At 41.7% G+C, this 16,060-nt stretch carries 14 protein-coding genes; 7 read left to right on the top strand and 7 right to left on the bottom strand.

The features are described from left to right. Positions 1 to 191 precede the first annotated feature (191 nt). Positions 192 to 755, bottom strand: coding sequence for a hypothetical protein (locus AABK39_RS25815; RefSeq protein WP_338395939.1), 564 nt, complete (start codon positions 753 to 755; stop codon positions 192 to 194). Between the two features lie 735 nt (positions 756 to 1,490). Between AABK39_RS25815 and AABK39_RS25810 the strand changes: the two genes are divergently transcribed. The 5 genes from AABK39_RS25810 to AABK39_RS25790 all read left to right on the top strand — a co-directional run bounded on the left by AABK39_RS25810 (position 1,491) and on the right by AABK39_RS25790 (position 6,532). Continuing rightward, a complete protein-coding gene (locus AABK39_RS25810; protein ID WP_338395938.1) occupies positions 1,491 to 2,420 on the top strand; it encodes a hypothetical protein in 930 nt (309 codons plus the stop codon). A gap of 1 nt (position 2,421) precedes the next feature. Beyond that, complete coding sequence (locus tag AABK39_RS25805) at positions 2,422 to 2,898, top strand: hypothetical protein (RefSeq protein ID WP_338395937.1); 477 nt, start codon at positions 2,422 to 2,424, stop codon at positions 2,896 to 2,898. Continuing rightward, the gene (locus AABK39_RS25800) at positions 2,891 to 4,948 is read left to right on the top strand and encodes a hypothetical protein (protein ID WP_338395936.1); all 2,058 of its coding nucleotides are present in this window, start codon (positions 2,891 to 2,893) and stop codon (positions 4,946 to 4,948) included. Before AABK39_RS25805 ends, AABK39_RS25800 begins: the two co-directional genes overlap by 8 nt. A gap of 367 nt (positions 4,949 to 5,315) precedes the next feature. After that, positions 5,316 to 5,951 carry a SanA/YdcF family protein gene (locus AABK39_RS25795; RefSeq protein ID WP_338395935.1) on the top strand — a complete coding sequence of 212 codons (636 nt, stop codon included), beginning with the start codon at positions 5,316 to 5,318 and terminating at the stop codon, positions 5,949 to 5,951. 89 nt (positions 5,952 to 6,040) lie between these two features. Continuing rightward, entirely contained in the window at positions 6,041 to 6,532 is a 492-nt protein-coding gene (locus tag AABK39_RS25790) for a hypothetical protein (RefSeq protein ID WP_338395934.1), read from the top strand. Positions 6,533 to 6,575: 43 nt separating this feature from the next. On the opposite strand, the gene AABK39_RS25785 is transcribed toward AABK39_RS25790, so the two are convergent. From AABK39_RS25785 to AABK39_RS25760, 6 genes are all read right to left on the bottom strand, one after another. Further along, entirely contained in the window at positions 6,576 to 7,625 is a 1,050-nt protein-coding gene (locus AABK39_RS25785) for a hypothetical protein (protein WP_338395933.1), read from the bottom strand. Further along, a complete protein-coding gene (locus AABK39_RS25780) occupies positions 7,606 to 8,715 on the bottom strand; it encodes a hypothetical protein (protein WP_338395932.1) in 1,110 nt (369 codons plus the stop codon). The genes AABK39_RS25785 and AABK39_RS25780 overlap by 20 nt, the downstream gene beginning before the upstream one ends. Positions 8,716 to 9,036: 321 nt before the next feature. Continuing rightward, complete coding sequence (deoD, locus tag AABK39_RS25775) at positions 9,037 to 9,735, bottom strand: purine-nucleoside phosphorylase (RefSeq protein WP_338395931.1); 699 nt, start codon at positions 9,733 to 9,735, stop codon at positions 9,037 to 9,039. 170 nt (positions 9,736 to 9,905) lie between these two features. Further along, positions 9,906 to 11,063: a phosphopentomutase gene (locus AABK39_RS25770; protein WP_338395930.1), complete on the bottom strand. Its 1,158-nt coding sequence runs from the start codon at positions 11,061 to 11,063 to the stop codon at positions 9,906 to 9,908. A gap of 191 nt (positions 11,064 to 11,254) precedes the next feature. After that, positions 11,255 to 11,917 carry a deoxyribose-phosphate aldolase gene (gene deoC, locus AABK39_RS25765; protein ID WP_338395929.1) on the bottom strand — a complete coding sequence of 221 codons (663 nt, stop codon included), beginning with the start codon at positions 11,915 to 11,917 and terminating at the stop codon, positions 11,255 to 11,257. An 80-nt stretch (positions 11,918 to 11,997) separates the two neighbouring features. Next, on the bottom strand, positions 11,998 to 13,308 hold the full coding sequence (locus AABK39_RS25760) for a thymidine phosphorylase (RefSeq protein WP_338395928.1): 1,311 nt from the start codon (positions 13,306 to 13,308) through the stop codon (positions 11,998 to 12,000). Between the two features lie 538 nt (positions 13,309 to 13,846). Between AABK39_RS25760 and AABK39_RS25755 the strand changes: the two genes are divergently transcribed. Together AABK39_RS25755 and AABK39_RS25750 are read left to right on the top strand one after the other, a co-directional pair. Beyond that, on the top strand, positions 13,847 to 14,797 hold the full coding sequence (locus AABK39_RS25755) for a ParA family protein (RefSeq protein ID WP_338395927.1): 951 nt from the start codon (positions 13,847 to 13,849) through the stop codon (positions 14,795 to 14,797). Next, positions 14,790 to 15,803 carry a ParB N-terminal domain-containing protein gene (locus AABK39_RS25750; RefSeq protein WP_338395926.1) on the top strand — a complete coding sequence of 338 codons (1,014 nt, stop codon included), beginning with the start codon at positions 14,790 to 14,792 and terminating at the stop codon, positions 15,801 to 15,803. The genes AABK39_RS25755 and AABK39_RS25750 overlap by 8 nt, the downstream gene beginning before the upstream one ends. The last annotated feature ends 257 nt before the right edge of the window (positions 15,804 to 16,060 follow it).

The following is a 16,060-nucleotide window of genomic DNA, read 5'->3' as shown; positions in this document are numbered from 1 at the left end:
TTGTCAAACTGAAGTGTGTAGCTAGAGGCTACAACACTTTTGGGTACGAGCGTTCCGCTCGCACCAGTTTGGTTTTGAGTCTTGCCAACTTTATGGTTTATCGGATTCCCCTTATAGAAACCCACCATATACCTTAAGCAACTACATTGAGACAGAACCTAAGACTTAATACCTCATATTAAATACCCCAATTACTCTAACCTGGAAACCAGAAGCGTACCTCCGTCCAGTACTTCTATTACCACTACCTGAGTGCCAGTGCCCAATGATCCGGATTCGTCTGTCATGGCTTCCAGCTCCCTTAAGCCTCCGTTGACGGCTACTTGTACTTTGCCCAGCCCTGTTCTCATGGGCGGTATAGTTAAATATACTTCCCCGCTTTTTAGCAAGGCTTCCCCTAGTCTGGTAGTGCCGTCGGCGCTTAGTTTGGGAATCAGGGACATAAGCCATACCAACGCTATAACCACCAAAATACCGGCTATAAGGGCGTAGACCAAGGAGAGCCAAGAAGCCGCTCCGGAGTTAAGTGTCGCTATGCCGGTCCAGGAGAAGAATGTGAAGAATCCCACTATCGTCTTAACCGAGATAATGCTTCCGTCGCTGTCTGTGGGGTCGTCGGCGTCTATATCAGCGTCACTCCCCATAAGGGTGAGTGCCATCATTACCAAAAAAACTACCGTTGCGGGTAAGGCAAGGCTCCAATAGCCTTTGGCCAGCAAAGGCAAAGCTTCCCACCATAGGTTAAAATCGTTCATAATCCTTCAAATTATATGTATCGCCACTTCCCACCCCGTATTTATAAGGGCAACCGATATCTAATCCACCAAGTTAAAACCCTCTCAGGACCAGAATATTGCCCTAATCAAAGTACAGAATTTATGCGGGTAATTCAACTTTGTAAACGAATCTGTAGCCAAGCTTGTTTGTGATTAGCGCCGACCGGAAATATTCGTGTTTCTGCCGTAAAAATCGTTGATAAGCGGGACCTGATTCTTTGGCCAGAGGCTTGGAGCAAGGACACATTTCACTTATATTGGCTAGGATTTCACTGCGATGATATACGCCCACTTATCCATAAGTAAGTTTTTGGGGCGTTTCGCTATGCTTTTTGCTGTTTTTGTACTTTTCCCGTAGCATACCCTAAGTGTCTTTATCCGTGCTTGGAAGTATCCTGATCTATGCCTTATCAGTATAGTATCTATCTAAGAGATATGAAGGGATTGGGGATGTAAGGTTTTTTGGGGGAAATTATACTGGAAACGTTGATGTTAAGTATTTGAGATTTTGAGCGTGTTCGTTTTCAATCTCTTGATAAACAGGTATTCCTGCTATCAGTACGTTAGCATTCATATTAATAAAACTGTTGTAACAAGAAATAAATTGATGAGAATCCAATACGCAAACAGCACATTCGCAAACTCCGATTCACAAGCTGATTCTTTGGCTTATAAAAGAGTTATTTTTTGCCGACTCGTAAATACAATCCGACCATGATAAAAACAGAATACGGAAATTTTGATGGTGACAGATGGGAAGATGTTTGCCAAATAGTATTTAAGAGAAGATATGAGAATGATTCTTACTTTGAAATACCTGCAACTCCAGGTGATTACGGAATAGAAGGATTTACTCGAAGCGGAAAAGCATTCCAATGTTATTGTCCCGACGAACATTATAGTTCAAGTGAACTATATGAAAAACAAAGGAATAAAATCACAAAAGATTTAAACAAGCTAAAGACTTTTGAAAGCCAACTTTCCAAGAAACTGGGTGGTGCACTTATTAAACAATGGTTTTTTGTTACACCAATGAATAGTAAAAATGATTTAGTAGACCATTGCACAAAGAAAAGGGATGAAGTTAAATCATGGGAACTATCAATAATTGATAATTCAACCTTTGAAGTAATACCTGCTGATATCGGTTTTCTTAAGCCTGAAATACATCAATTACTCAAAATTAGTGAAAGAAAAATTGACATTATTCCAAGTAAAATAACAACAGATGAAATAAAATTTCAATGGATAGACAAGAAAATATCCCTTGTTGAAAATGCCCAAAGAAAACATAAAGCAAGATTTGAATCAGGCACGAAGGGGATAGAAAAGAAAGTTGACATCCTAACAGAAAAAAGCGTTAGTCACTTTCTTGAAGGCAATGATATTTTGAAGAAATGGCAAAGTGATTACCCTGAGGATTATGAAAAATTTATAAAAATAATTAGTCAAGTCGAAGAACAAGTTGTTGAAGAATGTATGTTTCCGAACAAAGACAATAATACTCTGCATAAAATGTTTTCGACTATGGTAGAGGCGAAAATAAAAGATGCATTTCCCTATTTAGACCAAACGATGATTCAAAATTTGTGTAATCAAGTTATGGCAGATTGGATTTTACGTTGTCCTATTGATTTTGAATAATATGAGTGAATTTAATATCAAACATTTATCGTTCACTAAAAGACCTATTTCTGTACCTGCAGACTATAGACCCAATTATAAGATTGCTCAGATATGTTTAATTTTAAAATATGCATGTATCGGGAACAAATCGAGTTTATTAAAACTGCATTTATTTTCATGGGCGTTTAAAAGAATTGAAAATCGCACCACATTGCTTCGGTTTGTTGAAAGCGATTTTAAATCTGATTTTTCAGTATGGGGAATAGAACCTACTTTGAATAGAGCATTACATATTGCAACTGCTGAAAAATATTGCTCTTACTCAAAAGGTACATACAAGCTTGAGGAAAAAGGCAAACTGTATTGCGAAAAGATTGAAGAAGATGAAGAAATACTTTCTGAAGAAATTACTCTACTGAAAACGATAGGTAAGAAGAAAGTAACCGATACAAGATTGAAAGGATTAGCTAACCAATGGACTTTATTCAATGATTAATATACGTGCAGTAAAAATAGAGATAAATACAAATTCTGGTCTTTTTGGAGCAGAGTACACATTTGAGAAGGGATTTAATATTATACGAGGGAATAATACTTCTGGAAAAAGTAGTTTGTTTCAATCCATTCTTTATTGCTTAGGATTTGAGGAACTTATTGGTGGTAAAAATGAGAAAACCATGCAATCGGTGTTAAAAGATATTGTTGAATATCCCAAAGATACATTTCATCAGGTTTTGCAATCTTTCGTTTCTTTAGAGTTCGAAAACAGCGATAAAAGGATAGTTACGGCAAAAAGAGGAGTTAAATGCGAAGGAAGAGCATCACAACTTATTGACGTATTTAATGGTGCCTTATTAACAGGGGAAAATAAAGTTATTGATTCTCAACCAATGTACATACATGATAAAGGAGGAGCATCTGATGACATTTATGGATATCATTTATTTTTAGAGAATTTTTTAGGTTGGAGTTTACCAAGTGTTTTAACCAAATCAGGTGATAAAAGAAAAATTTACTTACAACAGATTGCCCCATCATTCATTATTGAGCAAAAATCTGGCTGGTCTGATTTTTTAGCAACAATGCCTTTTTATAGCTTAACAAATAAGGAAGCTAGAGTTATTGAGTTTGTTTTAGATCTTGATGTTTATGAGAATAAACAAAAGAAATTAAAACTAAATACATCAAAAAGAATATTAGAAGAGAAATGGGCAAATTTATTTAAACAGCTCACACGATTTGCAGAAAAAGGACGAGGTAAATTGTATGGCTTTGAATCAAAACCAACGATTATTAATGACACTAATAGTATTTCAATATTGCTTTCAAAAGATGAAGAACAATACACTATTCCTGATTTTATAGATTTGCAAACAAAAGAATTGGAGTTAGTTAAAAATATTATTATACCCAAAGTCTCTGAAAAGATTGAGCAGAATGAAGCAGAGCTAGATTCGTTAAATGAAAGTATAAATACAAATTACTTAAATTATCAAATTATATCAGAAGAATTAGGTTTTGATAAAGATAAATTGGCTCGATATAGAGTTCAGATAGAATCTCTTAAAGAAGATTTAAGAAAAAATAAAGGTGCTCAAAAGGTTAAAAAACTGGGTGCTGAAATTAATAGCAAAATAGCTCAAGATATTTGTCCTACTTGCGAACAACCAGTAAAAGATTCTTTATTACCTACGGAAATAGCTCAAACACCGATGCTAATCGAGGACAATATAGCCTTTATTGAGGCTCAAATAAAGATGATTAAAGTATATATTGAAGGACTAGAATTTAAAATAAAAACTAAAGAAGCTAGACAAAAACGTATAAGATTAAATCTATCCAATAAGCGTCAACAGTTAAGAAAAATCAAAAAGGAACTTATTTCGGATGACAGGTTACCTTCTGAAGTTGAAATTGAACGCAAATTAAATATCAAGAAAAGAATTGAATTTTACACAAAATACTTAGAGGATTTCAATGAATATATTGAAGAAATACAAGAATTATCAAACGGATATGCACAGATTTTATCCGACACGGATAAATTACCTAATGATTATTTTTCCTCAAATGACAGGAAGAAGCTTGAATATTTACTTCAAGAATTCAAAAGGCTTATAGGTAGATTTGAGTATACAAGTAAATCAAATGACTTAATTAATATTTCTTTAGATAACTATTTGCCTGTTGCTCAAACCCAGTTTGGTGAGGATTTAAAGAGTTATGATTTACGTTTTGATTCTGGTGCAAGTGATTTTATTCGTTGTATATGGGCGTACACTTGCAGTTTATACCTTACATCAAAGCAATTTGATTGCAATCACCCCAATTTAATGATGTTTGACGAGCCTAAACAGCAGGATATCTCGATAAACCATTTTCGTAATTTCCTAACTGAATTATCAGGTTATAAAGGAGTTCAAATACTTCTTTTTGCATCCTTTGAGAATTCAGACGATTCTTTCAAAACTGCAACTCAAGGATTAAATTTTACTCTCAGTTATATTGACAAAAAGCTGATTAAACCAATAAACTATGAGCTATAGTATCAAAAAAATTAGTTGTTTATATTATAAGTGGTGGCGATCTATAAACACTAGAGAAAAACATCCCCTTTTACATCCTAAATAAAGCCCAGTATAAAATTAACTACTACATAAGAAAGAACAACCTCATTAGCATTATAATACTTCAAAACTAACATATTCCTCCGTTCATCGAACATATTATATCATATACTTCTAAAAATATTGGTTTTATTGTATTTATTTTAAAATATTAGATTTTAACCGCTATAGTATAATGCATATAAGAGTTAAAAACTGAATTCCTGTATATAATGCCGAACACATAAGCATTACATTTACTTCAATGTAATATATTCTGGCAACAAAATCAGCCCAACTACCTATTATGATAAAGAAAATAATCCCATTATTTTTACTAATTATCACTATTCCAATCGTATTGGTTTTTATCGCAAACTATTCGATTGAATTAAACGCCAAAAACAAAACCTTTTCGGAGTTATCCAGAATCAAAAAAAACAAAGTCGGACTAGTGCTTGGAACCTCGAAAACGTTGAGAAATGGAAACGTCAATTTATACTTTAAATACCGGATAGACGCTACGATTGAGCTATATAAGAAAGGAAAGATTGATTTCGTCTTAGTAAGCGGGGATAATGGAAGCAAAGACTATGATGAGCCTACCGATTTTAAGAACGAATTAATTAGAAAAGGTATTCCAGAAAACAGGATTTATCTCGATTACGCTGGATTCCGGACTTTAGACTCTGTGGTAAGGGCAAAAGAGATTTTTGGACAGGCGAGTATAACAGTCGTTTCCCAAAAGTTTCATAATGAACGCGCTATATTCCTTGCCGAAAAAAACGGAATATCCGCTGTTGGGTATAATGCCAGAGATTTATCTGGAAAAAACGGTCTAAAAACTCGTATCAGGGAATATTTTGCTCGGACAAAGGCATTTTTAGATATACTTTTTGGTGTGGATCCTAAATTTTTAGGAAAGAAAATAGAAATAAAATAAGGAGTGATGCAAACTCCGTCAAACACCTTATTTTTTTGATTCAATACGAACCGTGCTCTACTTTGCAGTAGGCCTGATTCAAACATGCTATGGAAGTGATCAATAAGAATTTGAAAAAACATGGCCTCACAGTTTATCAGATACAGCCAAACACAAATGCGACACTCATAATATTAAGTATAGCGACTCTATTAATCGGGCTATTTTATACCGCAGATTTAGGTTCGGTCATTTCATTTTTTATATACTCGCTAATAGTTGGAATTAGCCTAAAAACCACAATCCTAAATTTCATAATTATCAATCGAAAAAAGGGAGAATTAGTATTCTCTACACAGAACTTCTTTTACAAAAAGGTCAATCTCACAAACCGAAGTAAAATCAGGATTAAGACGCAAACATTCAAAAGCAAGCCGATAGGAGGCGACATCAGACTTGATCACAACAGAACGGGATATGAGATATATTATAAAGATTCAGAAAACGAGATTCCGATCAAACTTTATTGGGACAAGGAAGAGGCTTTAACAGAAAAGAAGAAAATAGAGAAAATGTTAAACGTAACTAAATGTATGGCGTAATAAGATACGCCTAAACAAGACTTGCGCTTCCTACCCAATTCCGTCAAAAACATGTGAAATTAGCCACAGCATACGACAGAACAACACCTCTAGCATTGTAGTACTGCGCCGCCAGCATATTTCCCCATTCGTCGAACATGTATACCGTGTATTTCAAAACCTCACCTTTGGCGTTATAGAGAACTTCTTTGGCTTTATTGCCGTATTCGTCAAACTTGCCTTGAGCGTATTGTTTCCAGCCTTCCACACGGGCACGCTGATCGGCATAAAACTGCTTAACTTTGTCACGCTGATCTGCGTAATATTGTTGAGCTGATTGATAATAGGATGCCAATGAGCTATAGGCGCTTCCTATAAGCCTACCAAAGCGATTATACTCCAGATACGAGGCAAAGTTCCCGAATTGATCGTAGAGGTATTGCCGATATTTTATAAGCTGGTTTTTAGCGTTGTAATAGTACTCCCCTATTTTCTGTCCCAAAGCGTCATACTGCATCGTGACGGTGCTGACTATCCGGTTCTTTTGGTCGTAAAGGTATTTGGCAATCAAATCCCGCTCGTCGTAAGCCCATTGTACCTTTGATTGCATCCAACCTTTAGCGTTGTAGTAAAAAGACTCCAGAGGGCGTCCCAGAGCGTCATATCCTAACGTCGCATAGTTTAGCAAGAGCCCAGAGGGGTTATACAGATACTGGCCTATGCGGTTGTTGTATTCGTCGTGCAGGAATTGCTGATACTGCATCATTCTTCCTCTCGGATCATACTTTGACAGTTTGTCGCGTACACAATCTTTTACGGCACTTCCTACGGTATCTATAGCGCTCATTTTTTCGCTGTCGAAAGTCTCTTTTGGCATCCGGGCCGTATTGAGTTTATCACCTAAGCCTCCCTGCGGGTCCCAAGCCGAAAGTACATGCTCGGGAATATCCTCGGGATACATCTCAATATAGTCTTCGAAAGGAGACTCAAATTCGATCTCCGATTCGGGTATTACGAGCTTATCTCCACTGGCGTTGCCCATCCTGACCGTAGAAAGTACCAGAAGCGGACATAGCAGTATGCGCAACCAAAAGCTAATCAACTGAAGAGTCATCGTTCGCTTTCCTCCTTTCCAAAAGATATTGTATCACTTTTACGTACACCCGCCTTTGTCTGACTTTGCTCCGATTCTCTACCAGAAGGCTCATCGGTTTGTCATTTAACCTATAGGGCGTCAGCGCCCCGACGTAGTTGATATGGGACAATGGTACGGACTCGACGCCGTCGAGCAATATGTTGAAGTAGAACTCGGTTTTATCTGTCGGGGATATGGGGATACTGTTGTAGTCGAAATCAAATCCTTCCGAGGGCCTTTTGCGATTGAACGGTCCCACTTTGCCTTGGGCGATTTTCAGGCTATCAATCAAGTTTTCGTCGGCGGTGATCACGTAGCTTAATCCCAAAAGCGACGGATCGTCATCATATTCCACTGGAATGATGTAAGAGCTTTTGGAGCTAAGATCACGCGTTGGCGACAGCAACAGCTCTTTTTCCAGAATCACGTTTGCCAGCGTATCGTAACTTATGGTGTCCAATTTGGCCAAGGTCTTGCCTTTCGGCGGTCGTACCCTTATCACCGTCAGGGCATAATATTTTGAGGTGATTCCGGAATTCTTGAAGATAAAAGTGTAGTTGCCATTGGCGGGGATATAGAACTGTTGGTCGAAGTTGGAAACTTTCACACCCTGATACAGAGGCCCTCCGCCCTGCCTGACAAAAGAAAATTGTGAAACGGCCGATCCCTCTCCCGCTTTGTCCAAAGCACCGTTCACATCTACTCCGGCAGCTCCAGCTTGTTTTTGCAAGTCTTGGGCTTTGCTGGCAGCATCGGTGAGCTGGCTTGGCGGTGTTGGCAGATTATTACCAGCAACGGAGGTCAGACCTCCGAAGGGGCTTCCTCCCGGACCTTTGGTAGGTTTGAACATCACCCTGACCGAATCGCCTTTTTGGAAAGTGTAGGTTACGAACTGCCTTTTGAGCCAGCGGACCTTTACCGTGACGTTCAGTGTATCACGCGCCGGTATGCCGTCAGGGTTTATTCCTTGGCCAAATGCAGGAAACATCGATGCCAAGATTAGGAAGAACAGGCTTAGCCCTAATATTTTCCAGACTCTCTTTTCCATACGCACAGCTTGCCTTTGCATATGAATACCGGTTTGTAATGCAATTTGTTCTGGTTGATGGAGTTTATGCTGAGTTTCACTGATTTTAAGGATGTTATCACTGCTTATATTAATACTTCCCTAAAGTCTGGACTATAAAGTTTTCAGATTCGTTTTTCTGAGATTGTATTTCAAAATTCTCTGGGAATTCAAAGGAACTAAGAACTCTAAATGCCTGTTCTTTTAAATTTGTCCAGAAGTAGTTATGCACTTTTCTTTTAGGCAAAAAAAACGAGGAGACTACGCTCCTCGCTATATTTTTCCCTTTGGGAACTAGTGTCTAGAATTTCCTGGACTGGTCGATCAAGCCAACGAAAGGGCCACTTCCATCATATTTGTGAATGTGGTCTGGCGTGATTCAGCGTCAAGAGCCTCGCCGGTTACCAAGCTATCGCTCACGGTAAGGATCGTCAAAGCTTTGATTCCATATTTGGCAGCCAAGGTGTAGAGCGCCGTAGTCTCCATTTCCACGGCCAATACATTAAACTTGGCCCAAAGTTTCCAAGCGTCCGGATCATCATGGTAGAATTCATCCGAAGTAAGGACGTTGCCTACGTGCGGGTCGATTCCCAATTCTTTAGCCTTGTTATAAGCGGAAAGAAGAAGTCCGAAATCACCAGCCGGAGCGAAGTCCATACCATGGAAACGCCTTTTGTTCAGCGACGAGTCGGTTGAGGTAGTTTGCGCCAATACTAGGTCACGCACCTTTACGTTCTCCTGAAAAGAACCACAGCTACCGATACGGATCAGTTGCTTGGCTCCGAATTCGGTGATCAGCTCGTTAGCGTAGATCCCGATCGAAGGAACGCCCATACCGCTTCCCTGTACGGAAACTCTTTTTCCTTTGTAGGTTCCGGTAAAGCCTAACATTCCGCGGACCTCGTTGTACTGGGTAACATCTTCCAGAAAATTATCAGCGATAAATTTAGCTCTTAGCGGATCGCCCGGCAACAGTACGGTTTCGGCTACATCGCCTGGTTTTGCTCCAATATGAACACTCATGTTATTCTAAGTTTGTGGTAAAGAAATTTGATTGTACAGGGTAAAAGAAGACTTCCCAGCTCCGTATATTTTTCTCTTGAAATACAATATACTCTGGAATTACCGGTCTCGTTATAAACTTTCTACCAATGTACTAAGGACTAGCAATGTCGCCCTTTGGTTTTCGCTTTTTAACGGATAGCAGTTTTTGCGAAGCTTCCCTCCGACTCCACTCCCATCAGAAGTTCTTCAATGGTATCGGCAATATCCTTGAAGCTCTGACGAAATCCGATCCTAACAGGGTCTACATGTTTTCCTGCCAAAAGAATCGGAATGTGTTCGCGGGTATGGTCTGTTCCTTTGAAAATCGGATCGTTACCATGGTCCGCAGTGATAATCAGCAAATCGTCGTCACGCAAGGCATCGAGGATCTCGGGTAAACGCACGTCGAATTCTTCCAAACAACGCTTATATCCCCACACATCACGACGGTGACCGAAATGCATATCAAAGTCGACGAGATTCGTAAAGATCAAACCCTTGTTGCCCTCGCCCAGGAACTTCAAGGTGGCATCCACGCCCTCCATGTTGTTCTTTGTGCGAATGCTCTGGGTAATGCCCTTTCCGGCAAAGATATCCGAGATTTTGCCGACAGCGCAAACGTCTTGCCCGGCGGCTTTGAGGCGACTCAGCATATTATCGCCCGGCTCCAAAGCGTAATCGTGGCGGTTTGCGGTACGGGAATATGCTCCGTCAGCACCGATAAACGGTCTGGCGATTACTCTGCCCACTTGCAACATCTCTCTCGCTATCTCGCAATAACGGTACAGCTCGTCCAACGGTACGATTTCCTCATGCGCCGCAATTTGGAAAACGGAGTCCGCCGAGGTATATACGATCAGGTTGCCGGTAGCTACATGCTCGTCTCCCAACTCGTCGATAATGGCAGTACCCGAGGCTACTTTATTTCCGATAACTCCCCTACCGGTACGCTTCGAAAACTCGTTGATAATTTCCTCAGGAAAACCGTCCAGATACGTAGGAAAAGCTTCCTCAAGAATTTCTCCCGCTATTTCCCAGTGGCCTGTGGTTGTATCCTTTCCTTTCGATACTTCTTTGGCTATACCGAAAGCGCCTTCCGGATTAAGGTTTCTGGGCACTCCTCCAATAGGCGCCAAATTACCCAAGCCCAAACGGGCCATGTTGGGCAGGTTCAGCCCTACGGCGTCGCCGATATGGCCGAGGGTATTGGCTCCCAAGTCACCGTATTCGTCGGCGTCGTCGGCGTATCCTATGCCAACGCTGTCGAGCACGACTAGGGCTACCCTGTTGATTTTATTCTTACTCATAATTCGAATCCTCTCTTTGATTTTTTGTCAAACTCTCGCAAGCATGACAGGCACGAGGTCTGACCCCGTGCCTTGTTTTTTGCCCTATTCTTTTTGAGTTTTATCAGTCCGTAACATTTGGCTTTCCTCTTATAAGCCTGCGTATGGGCGGACAGGGCAAGCCCGACCTACATAATACGAACCTCACTCAATTAATATCCCTCGCCGGTTCCGCCGTTTACGATGGCGATACCGTTGCTGGTACCAAGACGTTTTACGCCTATTTTGATGTACTTGTCGGCAGTTTCGAAATCGCGAACGCCACCTGAGGCTTTCACCAAAGCTTTTCCGTCCACTGTATCAAACATCAATTTAGCGTCTTCGAAAGTGGCTCCGCCTGTTCCGAAACCTGTAGAGGTCTTTACGAAATCGGCATTTGCCTTAACTGACAGCTCGCAAGCTTTCACTTTCTCCTCATCGGTAAGGTAGCAAGTCTCGATAATCACCTTCAGTACACGATCCGGACCCACAACCTCTTTCAAGGCTTTGATTTCCTCGTATACCAATGCCTCATCACCCGACTTGAGGGCTCCGACATTGATTACCATATCAATCTCATCGGCACCGTGGGCTATGGCAATCTCTGTTTCGGCCACTTTGGCTTCCTTGGCCATTTGGCCCAAAGGAAAACCGACCACGGAACAAACCTTCACGTCAGTCCCCTTCAATTCGCTTTTCGCCAAGGAAACATATCCCGAGTTAACGCAAACCGAAAAGAATCCGTGCTCTTTGGCTTCGGCACAAAGTTTTTTGATATCGGCCGGAGTGGCTACCGCCGCCAAAAGCGTGTGATCGATGTATTTCGCAATGTCCATAATAAGTAGTTTTCAGGACGCAAGGCTCTCACAAAAGAAAACCCGTGCCCTCTCTTGACCAATTTATTTCTCTCTTGATTTTATAACTCTTGGATAGTGTCCAACAACACAGGTGAAGCCGGAACCGGCTCGATACTAAAACTGAAAGCCTTAACGGTCTTTTCCGAGGCCTGTTGCAGATGTTCGTCACCAGTATAATAAAGCGTCGCCAGTTTTTCTCCGGCTTTCACTTTATCTCCAACCTTTTTATTTAACACCAAACCAACCGAATGGTCGATTACAGACTCTTTTGTAGGACGGCCCGCACCCAAAATCATAGCGGCCTTTCCAATTTCCTCCGCCTCGATTTGAGACACATATCCAGACTCCTTGCTTAATACGTCCAAGGTATTTGTCGCTACCGGGATACGGCTATAGTCGTCAACGATTCCGGCATCACCACCGCAAGAGCGGATAAACATCCTCATTTTCTCCAAAGGCTCTTCCGTACTGATCATGCGATCGGCCATTTCGGTACCCGCCTCTATAGTTTCGGCCCTACCGTTTAGGAACAATGCCGTACCAGTAAGGTGAAGGATAAGTTGGGTAAAATCCTCCGGACCGTTTCCTTTCAGCGTCTCGATGGCTTCGATTACTTCCAGGCTGTTACCAACGGCCAAACCTAAAGGCTGGTCCATATTGGTAAGGTGCACGACCATTTTCCGATCGAAGCTTTTACCGATGCCCAACATAGTTTTGGCCAGAAGACGAGCGTCTTCCTCATTTTTCATAAAAGCGCCAGCACCTACCTTTACATCCAGCATAATACCATCGGCGTAAACCGCCAATTTCTTGCTCATGATACTGCTGGCGATAAGCGGAATACTGGATACGGTAGCCGTAACGTCACGCAGGGAGTACAGACGCTTATCCAAGGGCACTATATTCTCGGAATATCCCATAATCCCGATTCCCGTTTCGTTGACGTTCTTAACCAATTCGTCACGGGTTTCAGGAAACGTAAAGCCAGGGATGGCCTCAAGCTTGTCGATGGTGCCGCCTGTATGGCCCAAACCTTTGCCCGAAAGCTTGGCCGTCCCGATATCGAAAGCCGCCAAAAGCGGAGCCAAGGCTATCGTGGTCTTGTCGCCGACACCGCCAGTACTGTGCTTGTCCACCAGGAATTTATTCACTCCGTGGAACTCGACCAAATCACCGGACCGCATCATGCAGTCGGTGAAAGTCTTCAGCTCGGCATCCGTCATCCCGCGGAAATACACCGCCATCAGAAACGCCGACACTTGGTAGTCGGGCACTGTGCCCTCCAAGTAACTGTCGAGCAAGGTCACGATTTGCTTGTTCGTGAGCTCGTGCCCATCGCGCTTGCGCTGAATAATATCAACAATCCTCATAAAACTATTACTATAAAATCTCTTGACAACGGCCCGGATGACCATTCCGAACCGTCAAACGGGGCTAATTTGAGAATTACATTGATGAAAGCCAAGCCCTGTCGCCAGAAACGAAAACCGGCCACTGAGGCGTTCTTTTCCGTTTTATTTCCTAAACGACATTCTCGAAAATGTAGTGAATCGGTCTGTTTTTCTAGAATACTACACCAACGTTTAGGCTATAAATACAATGCTTTTCTATTTTATCCGAATTCCCTCAATCCACACATAAACTCGCATCTTATTGACTTCTAATCATTTATTAATAATAGAAACCCAGACTCATAGATATCTATTTTTCTATTTTCAACATATAAACCACAAGTTCGCCGTTTTGTCTTCAAAAAATTCAAGTTTATGAATGACTATATATTTAGTCAAAAATCAAGTTTTTAAACTTAATTTGACCATTAATTTAGTCATCTAAATTTTTTTGCCTACTTTGCCCTAGCGGACGATTCCGCAGACAAAATCATTTTTCAAGAGAAAAATTTTGGTCATGAAGCTGAGTAACGACACGGTTTCGGAGTTTTTGAAGGAAAACTCCGCACTTTCCCTTTCGGCCTTGGAAAAGGAGGCCAACCTCTCAACCGGACTCCTGAGCAAAGTGCTTAAGGGGGAACGGGCCCTGAATGATAGCCACCTCGACAAGATAGGGCCTGTGCTACTCAAATACGGATACCGGGAAACGGCCGACGGGCAGGAAGCCAAGGTTATCGCGATGGTGAACCACAAGGGGGGAGTGGGCAAAACCACAACAACAGCCAATTTGGGCAAAGCCCTGTCGATGCTAGGCAAGCGGGTATTGATGGTGGACATGGACCCGCAGGGCAACCTCAGCCAGTGCTTCGGGATAGACGAGCCGACGGTACAGCTTTACGACGCTTTGGTAAACGGCGACGAACTGCCGCTGGAGGAGATCGGCGATGGCCTATACATCAGCCCTTCAGACGTTGACCTTTCCCTCGCCGACGTGGAACTCCACCAACGTCCGGACGGATACCTGCGTTTGCGTAAAGTCCTCGAAAAGCATATCACCAACTTCGACTACATCCTTCTGGATTGTCCGCCCTCGCTCGGCATCCTAACTTCAAACGCCCTGATCGCTTCTGACAGTTTCGTGCTTATTATACAGCCTGAGACTTTGGCCATAAAAGGTTTGAACACGATCCTGAAAACGGTGGACCAAATCAAAGACGGACTGAACGAAAAGCTGGATTTGGAAGGAATCCTCTTTACGCTGGTAGACAAAAGAACGATCAACCACCAGACGATCATGAACCACGTAAAAGAGAGCTTTCCGTATTTCCGGACATTCGAAACCGTGATCCGGAACAATATGGCCCTGAGCGAAGCCACGATGCTGAGCCAGGACATCTTCACTTACGCCCCTAAAAGTAATGGCGCCGTAGACTATATGGCTGTTTGTAACGAACTGACCCATGAATAAACGAAAAAGACTGATCCCGACTATAGCCTTGGCCAAAGACAAGAAACTGGCCCAAGACGCCGAGATCAAGAACAAAATCCGCATATACGACGAGCTCCGCGACCTTATTCCGCCGTTGGTAGACGAGGAATTCGAACAGCTGGAAGCGAACATACTCAAAGAGGGGTGTCGTGAGCCCTTGCTGTATTGGCACAATAAGCAAACCGACGAGTACGTATTGGTAGACGGCCACAACCGCCACCGGGTCTGCACCACACACGGGCTCGACTTTCCGCTGAAAGCGATTGAGGTAAGTGACCTGCAAACCGCCAAAGACTGGATGATCGACAACCAGCTTGGGCGACGGAACCTGAGCAAAGAGCAGAAAATCTACTTGGTGGGGCTTCGCTACAATAGGGAAAAAGAAGACCGTGGCGGTTACAAAGGGTCAATGGGTCAAAATGACCCTTTGACAAAGTACAATGAAAACACGGAAATAGATAATCATGATTTCGTTGGGGAGAAATCAATGGGCCAAAATGACCCTTTGACAAAACACAACGAAAAACAGGAAAAGTCTAATTCTGCTGAACGAATTGCCAAGGAGAACAATATGAGTCCGAAAAGCGTGAAACGCGCGGCGAACTACGCAACGGGACTCGACAAACTGGCGGAAGAAAATCCGGAGATAAAAACGAAAATTCTGTCGGGCAAACTCAAAGTAAAGCAAGCCGATATCGAGAGCCTTTCGAAGTCCGATTCTATTCCGAAACTTGAATCGGAAAAAGAGATCGGAACGCAAGCGGAAAAGGCTAGGGTTGAGAAACGAACTGTTAAGAAAGACTCGTCTAAACCGACAATACAGGAAGAGCCTGTGTGGGAAGTCAGAACTAAACAAATAGTTGAAAGCGAACTTTTCTTAACTGAATCTATAAATCGAATTAAGGAATCAGAAGGCGAGAAGAAGTTAACAGAAGCGAAAAAATTGAAAGCTGAATTGGAACGCTACATTAAGCTTTTCAATTGACGGATATCATTTCTCTTTTCTACATTTTTTAAAACGAAAAAAACAGACAACAAAACGAGGGGCTTTCTCTCCTTTAAAAATGTTTTGTTGTTTTATTTTTTTAATTGTTTTTAATGTTTTCGGTTATCGTAACTCATTGTTTTTCAGTTATTAAAAAGCCTTCCAGACGAGTTTTTCTTAATATAGAACGAGTTTTTCTTAAGTTGAGGTGAGGGATTCTTAAAAAAAAACGAGTTTTTCTTAAGCTTAGGCGAGAG

Origin of the sequence: Fulvitalea axinellae (assembly GCF_036492835.1) — a bacterium.
Lineage (GTDB): Bacteria > Bacteroidota > Bacteroidia > Cytophagales > Cyclobacteriaceae > Fulvitalea > Fulvitalea axinellae.
This window is presented reverse-complemented; position numbering and strand designations above follow the sequence as displayed.

Coding starts and splice junctions, on each gene's coding strand:
- AABK39_RS25815 (WP_338395939.1), bottom strand. CDS start 755: ATGAACGATTTTAACCTATGGTGGGAAGCTTTGCCTTTGCTGGCCAAA.
- AABK39_RS25810 (WP_338395938.1), top strand. CDS start 1,491: ATGATAAAAACAGAATACGGAAATTTTGATGGTGACAGATGGGAAGAT.
- AABK39_RS25805 (WP_338395937.1), top strand. CDS start 2,422: ATGAGTGAATTTAATATCAAACATTTATCGTTCACTAAAAGACCTATT.
- AABK39_RS25800 (WP_338395936.1), top strand. CDS start 2,891: ATGATTAATATACGTGCAGTAAAAATAGAGATAAATACAAATTCTGGT.
- AABK39_RS25795 (WP_338395935.1), top strand. CDS start 5,316: ATGATAAAGAAAATAATCCCATTATTTTTACTAATTATCACTATTCCA.
- AABK39_RS25790 (WP_338395934.1), top strand. CDS start 6,041: ATGGAAGTGATCAATAAGAATTTGAAAAAACATGGCCTCACAGTTTAT.
- AABK39_RS25785 (WP_338395933.1), bottom strand. CDS start 7,625: ATGACTCTTCAGTTGATTAGCTTTTGGTTGCGCATACTGCTATGTCCG.
- AABK39_RS25780 (WP_338395932.1), bottom strand. CDS start 8,715: ATGCAAAGGCAAGCTGTGCGTATGGAAAAGAGAGTCTGGAAAATATTA.
- deoD (WP_338395931.1), bottom strand. CDS start 9,735: ATGAGTGTTCATATTGGAGCAAAACCAGGCGATGTAGCCGAAACCGTA.
- AABK39_RS25770 (WP_338395930.1), bottom strand. CDS start 11,063: ATGAGTAAGAATAAAATCAACAGGGTAGCCCTAGTCGTGCTCGACAGC.
- deoC (WP_338395929.1), bottom strand. CDS start 11,917: ATGGACATTGCGAAATACATCGATCACACGCTTTTGGCGGCGGTAGCC.
- AABK39_RS25760 (WP_338395928.1), bottom strand. CDS start 13,308: ATGAGGATTGTTGATATTATTCAGCGCAAGCGCGATGGGCACGAGCTC.
- AABK39_RS25755 (WP_338395927.1), top strand. CDS start 13,847: ATGAAGCTGAGTAACGACACGGTTTCGGAGTTTTTGAAGGAAAACTCC.
- AABK39_RS25750 (WP_338395926.1), top strand. CDS start 14,790: ATGAATAAACGAAAAAGACTGATCCCGACTATAGCCTTGGCCAAAGAC.